Source organism: Streptosporangium sp. NBC_01755 (assembly GCF_035917995.1).
Lineage (GTDB): Bacteria > Actinomycetota > Actinomycetes > Streptosporangiales > Streptosporangiaceae > Streptosporangium.
Window position 1 is genome coordinate 5353421 of record NZ_CP109131.1, and the last position, 12893, is coordinate 5366313.

General features: G+C 70.7%; 11 protein-coding genes. 6 read left to right on the plus strand and 5 right to left on the minus strand.

Annotated features, from left to right (window positions below):
- Nucleotides 1-5 precede the first annotated feature (5 nt).
- Nucleotides 6-1472 (plus strand): PucR family transcriptional regulator, encoded by a 1467-nt coding sequence (locus tag OG884_RS25455; RefSeq protein ID WP_326636916.1) that lies wholly within the window; start codon nt 6-8, stop codon nt 1470-1472.
- Nucleotides 1473-1493: 21 nt separating this feature from the next.
- On the opposite strand, the gene OG884_RS25460 is transcribed toward OG884_RS25455, so the two are convergent.
- Nucleotides 1494-2129: a TetR/AcrR family transcriptional regulator gene (locus OG884_RS25460; RefSeq protein ID WP_326636918.1), complete on the minus strand. Its 636-nt coding sequence runs from the start codon at nt 2127-2129 to the stop codon at nt 1494-1496.
- Nucleotides 2130-2352: 223 nt separating this feature from the next.
- On the opposite strand from OG884_RS25460, the gene OG884_RS25465 reads away from it, so the two are divergent.
- On the plus strand, nt 2353-3780 hold the full coding sequence (locus OG884_RS25465) for an aldehyde dehydrogenase family protein (protein WP_326636921.1): 1428 nt from the start codon (nt 2353-2355) through the stop codon (nt 3778-3780).
- A 99-nt stretch (nt 3781-3879) separates the two neighbouring features.
- Here OG884_RS25465 and OG884_RS25470 read toward each other — a convergent pair whose 3' ends face one another.
- Nucleotides 3880-4926, minus strand: coding sequence for a trypsin-like serine peptidase (locus tag OG884_RS25470; protein WP_326636923.1), 1047 nt, complete (start codon nt 4924-4926; stop codon nt 3880-3882).
- A 79-nt stretch (nt 4927-5005) separates the two neighbouring features.
- A complete protein-coding gene (locus tag OG884_RS25475; protein WP_326636925.1) occupies nt 5006-6112 on the minus strand; it encodes a trypsin-like serine peptidase in 1107 nt (368 codons plus the stop codon).
- Nucleotides 6113-6305: 193 nt separating this feature from the next.
- Between OG884_RS25475 and dxr the strand changes: the two genes are divergently transcribed.
- From dxr to OG884_RS25495, 4 genes are all read left to right on the plus strand, one after another.
- Nucleotides 6306-7490: a 1-deoxy-D-xylulose-5-phosphate reductoisomerase gene (gene dxr, locus OG884_RS25480; protein WP_326636927.1), complete on the plus strand. Its 1185-nt coding sequence runs from the start codon at nt 6306-6308 to the stop codon at nt 7488-7490.
- Nucleotides 7491-7525: 35 nt separating this feature from the next.
- Nucleotides 7526-8692, plus strand: a complete 1167-nt coding sequence (gene ispG, locus OG884_RS25485; RefSeq protein ID WP_326636929.1) for a flavodoxin-dependent (E)-4-hydroxy-3-methylbut-2-enyl-diphosphate synthase — start codon at nt 7526-7528, stop codon at nt 8690-8692.
- 403 nt (nt 8693-9095) lie between these two features.
- Nucleotides 9096-10715, plus strand: a complete 1620-nt coding sequence (locus OG884_RS25490) for an alpha/beta hydrolase (RefSeq protein WP_326636931.1) — start codon at nt 9096-9098, stop codon at nt 10713-10715.
- Between the two features lie 56 nt (nt 10716-10771).
- The gene (locus OG884_RS25495; protein WP_326646992.1) at nt 10772-11614 is read left to right on the plus strand and encodes a GNAT family N-acetyltransferase; all 843 of its coding nucleotides are present in this window, start codon (nt 10772-10774) and stop codon (nt 11612-11614) included.
- Between the two features lie 21 nt (nt 11615-11635).
- On the opposite strand, the gene OG884_RS25500 is transcribed toward OG884_RS25495, so the two are convergent.
- Nucleotides 11636-12007: a DUF3037 domain-containing protein gene (locus OG884_RS25500; RefSeq protein ID WP_326636933.1), complete on the minus strand. Its 372-nt coding sequence runs from the start codon at nt 12005-12007 to the stop codon at nt 11636-11638.
- The gene (locus OG884_RS25505; RefSeq protein ID WP_326636935.1) at nt 12007-12831 is read right to left on the minus strand and encodes a HipA family kinase; all 825 of its coding nucleotides are present in this window, start codon (nt 12829-12831) and stop codon (nt 12007-12009) included. The genes OG884_RS25500 and OG884_RS25505 overlap by 1 nt, the downstream gene beginning before the upstream one ends.
- Nucleotides 12832-12893 lie beyond the last annotated feature (62 nt).

The window sequence follows — 12893 nt, forward strand, 5'->3', positions numbered from 1 at the left end:
TGGGGGTGGGTGTGGCGCCGACGCTGCGCACCGTCGTACGACGACCGCCGCTCGGGCTCGGCGTGCTCGCCGGAGGGGACGCGCTCGACCGGCCGGTGCGATGGGTGGCGGTCAGCGAGCTGGAGGATCCCACCCCCTTTCTTGAAGGTGGGGAGCTGGTCCTCACCACGGGCATGCGCCTGGACGCGGGCAACGCCGGGCCTTACGTCGAGCGCCTGGTCGGCAGGGAGGTCGCCGGCCTCGGATTCGGTGTCGGGCTCGGGCACGAGACGATCCCCGGGGAACTGGTGGAGGCTGCCACGCGGGCGGGGCTGCCGCTGCTTGAGGTGCCGCGCGACACCCCGTTCGTCGCCATCGGCAAGGCGGTCAGCGAGTTGCTCGCCGCGGAGCAGTACGACGAGCTCAGCCGCGCCTTCGCCGCCCAGGGCCGCCTCACCCGCGCCGCCCTGCGCCCCGAGGGGCCTCGCGCGGTGATCGACCGGCTGGCCCGCGAGCTGGACGGCTGGGCGATCCTGCTCGACGAGGCGGGGGGCGTGCGGCATGCGGCGGGCAGGGGGTCGGCTGGAGCCGCCGACGGCCTCGGCCCCGAGCTGGAGCGGCTGAGAAAGGTCAGCAACCGTGGCGCGCCCGCGAGCGTGGCACTCTCCTCGCCCAAGGAGAACGTCATCGTGCAACCGTTCGGGGCCCGCCGCGTCAGGGGATTCCTCGCCGTCGGCCTCGGCCGGCCTTTCACCCCGGTCGCGCACACCGTGGTCAACGCCGCCGGATCCCTGCTGACGCTCGCCGTCGAGCACGGCAGGGAGCACCTGGCCGCCGAGCGCCGGGTCCGCTCGGCGGTGCTGCGGCTGCTGGTGGCCGGGCAGCCGGACGCCGGGTGCGAGACGCTGGAGCGGCTGGGGGAGCGGCTTCCCGCAGGCCCCCTGGTGGTCCTCGCCTGCGCCGGTGAGCCGGAGGCCGTGCTGGAGACCGCGGGCGAGGCGTTTGCGGCCGCCGACGGTGACCGGGTGGTCCTGCTCGTCCCGGCCTCGGGGGCCGGTGCCGTGGCCGCGGCGCTCGGCGAGCACGGCCCCGTCGGGGTCGGCGACTCCGTGGGCCTCGACGATCTACGTACCGGACTCGACCAGGCCGACCGGGCGCTCGCCGCGGCCAGGCGCGGCGCGGTGCCGGTGATGCGCTTCGCCGACCTGGCGGGCCAGGGACTGCTCGCCCTGCTCGACTCCGGCGCGGCGGCGGCGTTCTCCTCGGCTCTGCTCGCCCCGCTCAGAAAGTACGGCTCGCGCGCCGACCTGCTGGAGTCCCTGCGGGTCTACCTGGACTGCAACGGCCACTGGGACGCGGCGGCGCAGCGGCTCGGGGTGCACCGGCACACCCTGCGCTACCGCATGCGCCGGGTCGCCGAACTCGTCGGCCGTGATCTCGACGACCCGGCGGCCCGCGCCGAACTCTGGATCGCCCTGGCCGTCGCCGGGTGACGGGCCCACCCGGTGAGCCGGTCACTTCCGGCAGGGGTCGGTGACCAGGTAGCGGGAGAGGACGGCGTAGGTGACCGTGTCGTAGGTGCTGCTGTCGCGCAGGTGTCCGGCACGTTCCAGGCTGATCGCGCCCTGGGCGGCGGCCCACACGGCGTCAGCGATCTTCCTGGGCTGGGTGGGGACGATGTATCCGGCCGAGATGCAGTCGGAGATCACTCGGTCGACGATGTTCAGTGCCGCGCGGGCCAGGGTCCTGGCCCGTTCGCTCGGTACGAAGCCGGGGATCGCGCGCTCGAACATCAGGGCGTAGTAGCCGGGCTCGTCCAGCGCGGCCTCCCGGTAGACGGGGCCGAGTGCGATGAGGTGCTCCAGGGCGTCCTTGCGCGGTGACACGGCCTCCAGGCGCCGCCGGAAGCGCTCGAAGCCTTCCAGGTAAAGAGCCTCGGCCAGGCCCTCCTTGCTGCCGAACATGGTGTAGATGACCGTCGTCGAGCATTCCGCCTCGGTGGCGATGCGGCGCATCGACAGGCTCTCCGGGCCGATGGTGACCAGCAACTGGCTGGCGACGTCGAGCAGTTTCGCACGCAGTTCGTCGTGGGAGGCCCGTTCACCGAGGAGATAGGCGCCCTGAAGGCCGCGCGGCGCCGAGGAGGTCATGCGCCCACGCCCTTCCGCTCTGAGTGTCCATCCGGTGACTTAGCCACGGCGAAGATCATCTAAACCGGCGGCATGTAAGGAATATCCTCAAATGCCCCTCTTTTTGGTGCAGGGCCGGGGTGGATGAACTAGATGAACTATTGGCCGGAAAGGTGTACCGGTGCGGGGCTCTTGTGCGGAGTGGAGTAAGGCCGTGCCCGCGCCGGTGACATAGCGTCGAGGTATGGACGTGCGCCCCTTCTGGCTCGCCGGACGCCCCGCCACGGGTGACGCCGAGCTCACCGTGACCAACCCGCATGACGGCCGAGTCGTCGCCGTCTGCTCCGTGCCGACCGCCGACCAGGTCGAGGAGGCCGTAGCCGCCGCGGCGGCCGTGCGGAAGGAGGCGGCCGCGCTCCCGATCCACGTGCGCGCCGATGCCCTCGCGCACGTCTCGCGCCGCCTGGCCGAGCGCGCCGACGAGATCGCCCGTCTCATCAGCGAGGAGAACGGCAAGCCGATCTTCTGGGCCCGCGGCGAGGTCGGTCGGGCGATCTCCACCTTCAGGTTCGCGGCCGAGGAGACCCGCCGCCTCAGCGGCGAGACCATGCGCCTGGACACCGAGGCCGCCTCCGCGGGCCGCCTCGCCTACATCTCGCGTGTCCCGCACGGCCCGGTCCTGGGCATCACCCCGTTCAACTTCCCGCTCAACCTGGTGGCGCACAAGGTGGCCCCGGCGATCGCGGCCGGTGCCCCGATCGTCGTCAAGCCCGCCCCGGCGACGCCGGTCTCCGCGCTGGTCCTGGGCGAGATCCTGGCCGAGACCGACCTGCCGCAGGGGATGTTCTCGGTGCTCCCGGTGCCCAACGACCGCGCCGGAGGGCTGGTGGAGGACCCGCGCCTGCCTGTCGTCTCCTTCACGGGATCGGCCCCCGTGGGGTACGCGATCCTGGAGCAGGTCCCGCGCAAGCACGTGACCCTGGAACTCGGCGGCAACGCCGCCGCGGTCGTGCTCGCCGGCGCCGACCTCGACTGGGCCGCCTCGCGGATCGCCCTGTTCTCCAACTACCAGGCCGGTCAGAGCTGCATCGCCGTCCAGAGGGTGATCGTCGAGGCGTCGGTGCACGACGACTTCGTGGCCAGGCTCCTCCCGGCCGTCGAGGCCCTGGTCGTCGGTGACCCCGCCGACGAGAAGACGCAGGTGGGCCCGCTGGTGTCCGTCGAGGCCGCGGAACGCGTGGAACAGTGGGTCGACGAGGCCGTCGCGGCCGGCGCCCGTCTGCTGACCGGCGGCACCCGCGACGGCGCGACCGTCGCGCCGACGGTTCTCGCCGACGTGCCCGCCGACGCCAAGGTCTCCTGTGAGGAGGTCTTCGGCCCCGTGATGATCGTCCAGACGGTGTCCGGAGTGGACGAGGCGTTCGCCGCGGTCAACGACTCCAAGTACGGCCTGCAGGCCGGGGTGTTCACCCGCAGTCTCGATGCCGCCTTCCGGGCCAACCGGGAGCTTGAGGTCGGTGGAGTGATCATCGGTGACGTGCCGTCGTACCGTGCCGACCAGATGCCCTACGGCGGGGTCAAGGACTCGGGCGTCGGCCGCGAGGGCATCCGCTCGGCCATCGCCGACCTCACCTACGAGAAGGTCATGGTCCTCACCGGCCTGACCCTGTGAGCCCGGCTCAATGAGCCCGGTTCTGTGAGCCCGGCGATCATCTCGCCCCGCGTGCCCGCGCTCCTCCCACCGGGGACGCGGGCCCTGCTCCTGCCGGTGTCACGACGTTCCGGCCACGGTATAGAGATCCTTGGCCGAGTCGCCGAAGTAGGGGCCGTACATGGTGCGGTGGTCGTCGCTGTACTTGAAACTGCTGACCGAGACGATCGTGCCGCGGCCGGTGGAGGCGTCGAAGCCGCTCAGCCACGGGCCCCCGCTGGATCCGGCGGTCATGTCGCAGCGCATCCCCTGGTCGCCGGTCTGCCCGTTCGGGTCGTCGCGGAGCGTGTCCGCGCAGTAGACCAGGTGTTCACCGTCGTAGGGCGAGTCGGCGGGGAAGCCGAAACCGCTGGTGAGGTGCCCTCTGGGGGTGCCGAAAGCGATCTGTTGACCACCGACGGCGTCGCCGAGGTGCTTGCCGTCATCGGTGTTGACCGCCACCATGCCGATGTCGTGGCTGTCGTCCCCGCCGCGCGACCAGGGACCCGCGACGAACATGCGGCGCGCGGTGTACTGCCCGTACGGGCGACGGCCCTGGGAGTAGCCGGGGACGAAGGTCCAGTTGTCGGCCCAGGCGCCGGCACCGTCCTTGACACAGTGACCGGCGGTCACGACCAGATCCCTGTTGGCACTCCTGACCGAACTCGCCGAGCACACGAAGTCGCTGCCCTTGATGGTCAGGAACACCCGCCCCGTGGTGCGTTCGACCATCCCGCCGGAGGTCCAGCGGGCGCCGGAGGTGCGTGCGGCGGCGCCGTTCGGGCTCCGGTGGGGGGTGCCCCCCCGGCCGGCCCGGGCGAAGAGGCGTCCGAGGAACCCGGTGGCCTTCGAGAGCCGGTCGACCGGGAGCGCCGAGGCCATCCGGCGGGGGGTCCAGTAGCCGAGCACGCGCTTCCGCTCCGACGCGGTGGGAGCGGTCCTGTGCTCGACGACGTCCGGCATGCCGGACGCCGCGACTTTCGCGGTGAGAGGGTGGACGGGGATGTTCACGGCCCGCCGCCCGGGCTCGGCGGCCGTCTGCCAGGTGGCCGTCACGCCGGTCGTCGGGGCGCTCAGCAGCCCGGCGACGAGCGGGGCGGCCGCAAGCAGGGGGAGGCTTGAGGTCATGAGACCCGAGTTTGCACTACGGAGAGTATCTCTGTGATTACTTTTAGGGCATTCGGGTCCGTCGGGTGCTCGGTGAATCTCAGGGGGCGCCGGTTGTCTGGGCGGCCTCGTAGACGGCCTGCGCGTCGGTGCCGAAATACGGGCCGAACATCCAGCCGGACGCGAAGTCGTACTTGAAGCTGTTCACCGAGTTCAGGGTGCCCAGGCCGGTGCTCTCGTTGAAGCCGAGGAACCAGGGGCCGCCACTCGACCCGCCGGTCATGTTGCAGTTCAGTCCGATGTCGCGGGACATCAGGAAGTCGTCGAAGGCTCGTCCGGCGCAGTAGACCAGCTTGGAACCGTCGTAAGGACCGGCCGCCGGGTAGCCGAAGGAGTGCATCTGCGCCCGGCGCGACTGGTTGAAGGAGACGCCCTGGCCGCCGACCACGTCGGTCAGCGATCTGCCGTTCAGCGGGGCCAGCACGGCCGAGGCCACGTCGTAGTTGATGTCCTCGGTGTTGTTCCACTGCGGGGTGGTGTAGAGCGTGGTCGCCACCCACGTGCCGTAGGGCCGGTTGCCGTTCTCGTATCCCGGTACGAACACCCAGTTGCTGTGGAAGGCCCCGCCCATCCGCACGCAGTGCCCCGCGGTGATCACGGTGCTCCTGTTCTCGCTCGTCACCGCGTTCGCCGAGCACGAGGCGTTGCGGCCCTGGTAGGTGAAGAACACCCGGCCGGCGGTCTTGGCGATCGCCCCGCCGCGGGTCCACGGCGCGCCGGTGGAGGCGCGGACGGCCGCCGAGCCCCTGTCGGCCATTTCGGTGGCCGTGACGGTGTCGCCGTTCGGCACGGTCGCGGGGACGGAGACGGGATCGGCCGCGGCCTGTGCCATGATCGCCGCCGCGGTGAGGCGGGCGCCGTCCTTCTTCGGGATGAGGGTGGCGAGTGGTTGTGCCGCCTCCATCTTCGCCTCCGTCCAGTAGCGCTGGACGGTTCGCTGCTCCGCCTTGGTGTCGGCCGCCTCCTTCTCGACCGGATGGGGAACGGCCCGCGCCGCGGTGACACCCCCGCCCCCATCCGTGCCCGTGCCCGCCGTGCCTGTGCCCGTGGCGCCCGTGCCCGTGGCGCCGTGCGCGATCGTCGCGGTGAGCAGGGTGCTTCCCGCGACGGCGGTGAGAATAGGGATGAGCCGTGTTGTGCGTCGCATATGTACCTCCCGAGGCCCGTTGCTGTTCCGGGAAGCTAGTGCGCCGTACATACGCATTTCTCAAGGTTTGCGACTATTGATATGACTAAATTTGGACTTAAATATCGCTTTTTATCGTGTGTTTCACGCCTAACAGATTTCCGTGTGGATGTGGCCGATTCGACAGCGCGGCCCGAGCCGGGAGAATGGGACGGTGCAGCCAGACACCGTCCGCTCCGTCGTCCTGCTCGGCTCGACCGGGTCCATCGGGACCCAGTCCCTCGACGTCATCGCCCGCAACCCCGGCCGGTTCCGGGTGGCGGCGCTGGCCGCCTACGGTGGCCGGATCGACCTGCTGGCCGGGCAGGCGGCCGAGTTCAGGCCCGATGTGGTCGCCGTCGCGGACCCCGACGCGGTGCCGGAACTGCGCGAGGCCCTGGCCGCGCGCAGGGTGGACGCGCAGGTGCTGGCCGGTCGGGAAGGGGTGGCCGAGGCCGCCTCCTGGCCCGCCGACGTCGTGCTCAACGGCATCACCGGCGCGCTGGGACTGACCTCCACGCTGGCCGCGCTGGAGGCCGGCCGGGTGCTCGCGCTCGCCAACAAGGAGTCACTGATCGTCGGAGGGCCGCTGGTCAAGCGCCTGGCCAAGCCCGGCCAGTTGATCCCGGTCGACTCCGAGCACGCCGCGCTGGCCCAGTGCCTGTGGGCGGCGGGTCCCACGGGCCCCGACGCCTCCGCCGTGCGCCGCCTGGTCGTCACCGCGAGCGGCGGGCCCTTCCGCGGCAGGTCGCGCGCGGATCTCGCGGAGGTGACTCCCGAGCAGGCCCTCGCCCACCCCACCTGGTCGATGGGGCCGATGATCACGGTGAACTCCGCCACGCTCGTCAACAAGGGCCTGGAGGTCATCGAGGCGCACCTGCTCTTCGACATCGGCTTCGAGCGCATCGACGTCGTCGTCCACCCGCAGTCGGTCATCCACTCGATGGTCGAGTTCGTCGACGGCTCGACCATCGCCCAGGCCAGCCCGCCCGACATGCGCCTGCCCATCGCGCTGGCCCTCGGCTGGCCCGAGCGGGTCGCCGACGCCGCACCCGGGGTCGACTGGACCACCGCACACACCTGGACGTTCGAGCCGCTCGACGACGGGGCCTTCCCCGCCGTCGCGCTGGCCCGCCACGTCGGCGCGGCCGGCGGCACGGCACCGGCCGTCTACAACGCCGCCAACGAGGTCTGCGTCGAGGCCTTTCTGGCCGGTCGCCTGCCGTTCCTCGGCATCGTCGATACCGTGGCCTCGGTAGTCTCCGAGCACAGTGTCACCGAGGCCGACTCGGTGGCCGAGGTGCTGAATGCCGACTCCTGGGCACGCATACGGGCACGGGAGCTCACTGGGACTGCCTAGACTGGTGAGCGTCGTCGACTCTTCAAGGGCTGAAAATGACTTCTGTTGCTCTCGGAATCCCGTCCGTAAGGACCAGGCCGATCGCCGAGCGGCGCATATCTCGTCAGATCATGGTCGGTTCCGTCCCGGTGGGCGGGGACGCGCCGGTCTCCGTCCAGTCGATGACCACCACGGTCACCGCCGACGTCAACGCGACGCTCCAGCAGATCGCCGAGCTGACCGCCTCGGGCTGCCAGATCGTCCGGGTCGCCGTCCCCTCGCAGGACGACGCCGACGCGCTGCCGATCATCGCCAGGAAGTCGCAGATCCCGGTGATCGCCGACATCCATTTCCAGCCGAAGTACGTCTTCGCCGCGATCGAGGCGGGCTGCGCGGCGGTCCGGGTCAACCCCGGCAACATCAAGAAGTTCGACGACAAGGTCGGTGAGATCGCGCGGGCCGCCGCCGACCGGGGCGTGCCGATCAGGATCGGCGTCAACGCCGGCTCGCTCGACCCCCGTCTGCTCCAGAAGTACGGAAAGGCCACCCCCGAGGCGCTGGTGGAGTCGGCGCTCTGGGAGTGCTCGCTCTTCGAGGAGCACGGCTTCCGCGACATCAAGATCTCCGTCAAGCACAACGACCCGGTCGTGATGGTCCAGGCATACCGCCTGCTCGCCGCCAGGTGTGACTACCCGCTTCACCTCGGCGTCACCGAGGCGGGCCCGGCCTTCCAGGGCACGATCAAGTCCGCTGTCGCCTTCGGGGCGCTGCTCGCCGAGGGGATCGGCGACACCATCCGGGTGTCGTTGTCCGCCCCGCCGGTCGAGGAGGTCAAGGTCGGCAACCAGATCCTGGAGTCGCTCAACCTGCGCGAGCGCGGTCTGGAGATCGTCTCCTGCCCCTCCTGCGGGCGCGCCCAGGTCGACGTCTACACCCTGGCCGAGCAGGTCCAGGCGGGGCTGGAGGGGCTGAAGGTCCCGCTGCGCGTCGCGGTGATGGGGTGCGTCGTCAACGGCCCGGGTGAGGCACGCGAGGCCGACCTCGGTGTCGCCTCCGGCAACGGCAAGGGCCAGATCTTCGTCAAGGGCGAGGTCATCAAGACCGTCCCCGAGTCGCAGATCGTGGAGACCCTGATCGAGGAGGCCCTGCGCCTCGCCGAGGAGATGGGCGTGGAGATCGATCTCGACGACGACACCACGGGTCCCCAGGTCGTCGTCGGCTAGTGTTCCGTTCCTCAGCAGAGGTTGCGAACGCGCTGCGGGGAAACCGAGATTGTCGGGCCTGCCTTCCTGATGCCAGGACCGAGGTGGATCTGTACTTCCGGTGAGGAACGTCGCTAGGTCCTTCCCGGCGGATCCCGCGGTGGCGGGGATCGGGCGTACCTGTCGCGGGGTGTTCCTTCGGCGGGTGGCGCGGTATCGCTCCTTTCCGTCTTTTTCGGCCTTTATCGGCATCTGTGGTCGTTTGTGCTCTTCTGTCGCCCTGTCCGGCAGCGCTCCCGACCCAGGATCGTTACACTTGGCAATCACTTGACTACACTTTGCTAGATATCCGGTTGTGTCCCGGGTGGATCACGCCGCCCCCGGGAGACCATCGCCTCTGCCGTACGAGTAGGGGGATCGCACAGTGAAGAAGAGGGTCGGCGGGATTGCCGCGAGCATCGCGATGCTGGCAGCCGCGGTGGGAATGCCGCAGGGGGCGGTGGCCCAGGAGAGGGAGGGGCTGCTCTGGGGGCCCTGCGAGGGCGGCGGGATCTCGGTGCCCGGGGTGGTGCCGCCGGTCCCCGCGCAGCGGGCGGACAGCCGGGTGGAGTGCGCCACGCTGAGGGTGCCGCTTGACTACAACAACCCATACCAGACCATCAACATCGCCCTGAATCGGATCAGGGGGCGGGCCACCCATGACCGTCTCGGCTCGCTGCTGGTCAATCCGGGCGGTCCCGGGGCGTCCGGCCGTGAACTGGTCAAGGGCGTCGTGGCGGGGCTTCCCGGCGGCCTGGCCGACCGGTTCGACGTGATCGGCTTCGACCCGCGCGGGGTGGGGGCCAGCGAGCCCGCGCTGAGCTGCGTCGATCCCGCGGAGTATTACAAGGCGCCCCGCCCCGACCAGGTGCCGGGCACCAGGCGCGACGAGAGCGTGCTCATCGACCGGGCCCGCGAGTACGCCCAGGCGTGTGGCGAACGGTGGGGCTGGATGCTGCCCCACATGACCACGGAGAACTCCGCCAGGGACATGGACTCGATCAGAGCGGCGCTCGGCGAATCGAAGATCAGCTTCCTGGGCTACTCGTATGGGACCTACCTCGGCGCGGTCTACGCGACGCTCTTCCCCGGCCGGCTCAGCCGGCTCGTCCTGGACAGCGTGGTGGATCCGCGCGGCGTCTGGTACCGCTCGAACCTCAGCCAGAGCATCGCCTTCCAGAGCAGGCACCGGGAATTCCTGAAATGGACCGCCCGCCACAATCCGGTCTACCGGCTGGGCGCCACCGAGAAGGCCGTCTCCTTCGCCTGGGACGCCATGCGTGCCCGGTTGGGCAGCCGCCCCGCGGCGGGAGTGGTCGGCCCCAGCGAACTCGACGACGTCTACACCGTCGGTGGCTACTCCGACGCCGTCTGGCCGCAGCTGGCCAAGGCCTTCTCCGCCTACGTCAAGAAGGGGGAGACGGCACCCCTGCTCAGCGCGTATCGCAAGCACGCGGAGAACGACGCCAAGGATGAGAACAGCTACGCCGTCTACCTCGCGGTGCAGTGCCGCGACGCCGCCTGGCCGCGCGACTGGGCACGCTGGCGGACGGACATGACCAGCGCCAACGTCAGGGCGCCCTTCCTCACCTGGCCCAACGCCTGGTACAACGCGCCGTGCGCGTTCTGGCCCGTGCAGGGAGGCACCCCCGTGCGGGTGCACGACAGCACCAGGCTGCCGCCGGTCATGCTGATCCAGGGCGAGCGCGACGCCGCCACCCCGTACGCCGGGGCGCTGCGGATGCGCACCCTGTTCCAGGGCTCCCGGCTGCTGGCCGTGTCCAGCGGTAACCACGGGATCTCGTTCAACGGGAACGCCTGCGTCGACCGCCGCCTGGTCGCCTACCTGAGGGACGGCACTCTGCCCGGTAGAGCACGGCAGGACTCCGGCACCCCGGACGCCCGCTGCCCCGGCAGGCCGGTGCCGGTGCCGGTGATCGCACCCGCGTCCGTCCACGTGCCCGCCGGGCACACGGTGAGGAGAGTCGATCCAGCAGGTAGATGAGATGCTCTGTGTTGGTTCCTGCCAAAATCGAGGGGGTCGCGTAGGCTGAGCACGTGATGCTGCGCACAACGGCGTCGCGCGTGCTCGACGACAACGATCGAGACGAGGTCCTGGCGCTTCTCGACATCGACCCCGTCGGTAACGTTTTCGTCGCCTCCAGGGTCCGTTCGGTTGGGCTCAATCCGGCCAGACTCGGTGGCCAGATGTGGGGGTTCGGGCCGCGCGGTGGTCTGACCTCCCTCTGTTACGCCGGGGCGAATCTGGTTCCGGTCAACGCCGGCACGGACGCCGTCCACGCCTTCGCCGAGCGCGCGCGCAAGCAGGGCCGCCGCTGCTCCTCGATCGTCGGCCCTGCCGACGCGGTCGAGGTGCTCTGGGAACGGCTGGAACCGTACTGGGGGGGCGCCCGCGCGATCCGCTGGGCGCAGCCGCTCATGGTGACCGCTGAGCCGTCGCCCCTCCCGGCCGACCCGCTGGTGCGCCGCGTCCGGCCCGACGAGTTCGACGTCCTGCTGCCGGCCTGCGTGGCGATGTTCACCGAGGAGGTGGGTGTCTCCCCCGAACTGGGGGACGGGGGAGCCCTCTACCGCTCCCGGGTCGCCGAGCTGATCAGGATCGGCAGGTCGTATGCCCGCATCGAGGGCGGCAGGGTCGTCTTCAAAGCCGAGATCGGCGCGGTGACGCCGCACGCCTGCCAGATCCAGGGCGTCTGGGTCCACCCCGACCTGCGCGGCCGCGGCCACGCGGTGTCGGGGATGGCCGCGGTGGTCAAGCACGCGCTCGACTACTTCGCGCCGCTGGTCTCGCTGTACGTCAACGACTACAACGCCCCGGCCAGGGCCGCCTACCGCAGGGCCGGCTTCGTCGAGGTCGGCACCTTCATGTCCGTGCTCTTCTGAGCTCCGCCCCGACCCGGAGCCCTAGAGGACGCGGACCAGGCGGGTCACGAGGTGTTCCAGCTCCGCCTCCGGGTCGGCGGTGAGACCGGCGTGGACCGGGCCCGTCTGCACGATCGTGCTGCGCGGCGCGGTCAGCCAGCGGAACCGGTTGCCCAGCGGCTCCTCGGTCAGCGGTCCCTCGCCGACGCAGGAGCGCCGGTAGACGTCGAGCGCGTGCCGTACGCCGTCGAGGTCCACCTGGGAGTCGAGGGCGCTCAGGCGTGCCTCGTCCAGCTCCACGTGGGCACACAGGTAACCGCGCGGCTGGCAGTAGAGCAGCACGCCGGCGTTGATCAGCTCGCCGCGCTCCACCCGGGGGATGACTCGGATGATCGCGTACTCGTAGACGTCCATCACCGGGTGTCCTTCCAGAACGCGCCCACCGAGCCGGGCTTTCCCTGCTGAGCCGCCGAGTCCTGGCCGGAGGCGGCCGAGGGAGCCGGCAGCCAGGTGCGCGGGCCCTGGGCCCGGGTCAGCAGGTGCTCGACGTATGCCTGCCGCACGGCCTGCGCCCCGTCGAACCCCGGCTCGTCTTCCAGCCACTCGTCGGGGACCTCGTCCACCACCCCGTCGAGCAGGTCCCTGGTGATCTTCTCGCTGAACTCGGCGTCGGCCTCGGCCATCCGGGTGGCGAAGGGGGCCAGCACGTGGTCGCGTGCGTCGAAGCCGCGCAGCGGGTCGGCCGAGGGCCAGTTGTGGTGGAACCAGAGCGCGGCGCCGTGGTCGATCAGCCAGGTGTCGCCGTGCCACAGGAGCAGGTTCGGGTTGCGCCAGCTCCGGTCGACGTTGTGGATCAGCGCGTCGAACCAGAGCAGCCGGGAGGCGAAATCAGCGGTGGGAGGCCAGGCCAGCGGTTCGAAGCCCAGCGCGCCCGGCAGGAAGTCGACGGCCAGGTTGTTGCCCTCGCTGGCCTTGAGCAGGTCCTGGATCTCCTCGTCGGGCTCGCGGGCGCCGAGCTGCGGATCGACGTCGATCACCTTCAGCTCGGGCGTGCGGAAGCCGAGACGCCGGGCCAGCCCGGCGGACACGATCTCCGCCACCAGGACCCGGCGGCCCTGTCCCGCGCCGCGGAACTTCACGACGTATGTGCCGAGGTCGTCCGCCTCCATGACCCCGGGGAGCGAGCCGCCCTCCCGCAGGGGCGTCACGTAACGGGTGGCTTTGATCTTTTCGAGCACCCGGCCAGGCTACCGGCTCGACCCGCCGGACGTGGTGCTCGGCCGCGCCCGGTGAACGCCTC

Bases quoted from the DNA above. Each gene is read 5' to 3' on its own strand.
- ispG (WP_326636929.1), top strand. From the start codon at position 7,526: ATGACTTCTGTTGCTCTCGGAATCCCGTCCGTAAGGACCAGGCCGATC.
- OG884_RS25500 (WP_326636933.1), bottom strand. From the start codon at position 12,007: ATGGACGTCTACGAGTACGCGATCATCCGAGTCATCCCCCGGGTGGAG.
- OG884_RS25495 (WP_326646992.1), top strand. From the start codon at position 10,772: ATGCTGCGCACAACGGCGTCGCGCGTGCTCGACGACAACGATCGAGAC.
- OG884_RS25465 (WP_326636921.1), top strand. From the start codon at position 2,353: ATGGACGTGCGCCCCTTCTGGCTCGCCGGACGCCCCGCCACGGGTGAC.
- OG884_RS25475 (WP_326636925.1), bottom strand. From the start codon at position 6,112: ATGCGACGCACAACACGGCTCATCCCTATTCTCACCGCCGTCGCGGGA.
- OG884_RS25460 (WP_326636918.1), bottom strand. From the start codon at position 2,129: ATGACCTCCTCGGCGCCGCGCGGCCTTCAGGGCGCCTATCTCCTCGGT.
- OG884_RS25470 (WP_326636923.1), bottom strand. From the start codon at position 4,926: ATGACCTCAAGCCTCCCCCTGCTTGCGGCCGCCCCGCTCGTCGCCGGG.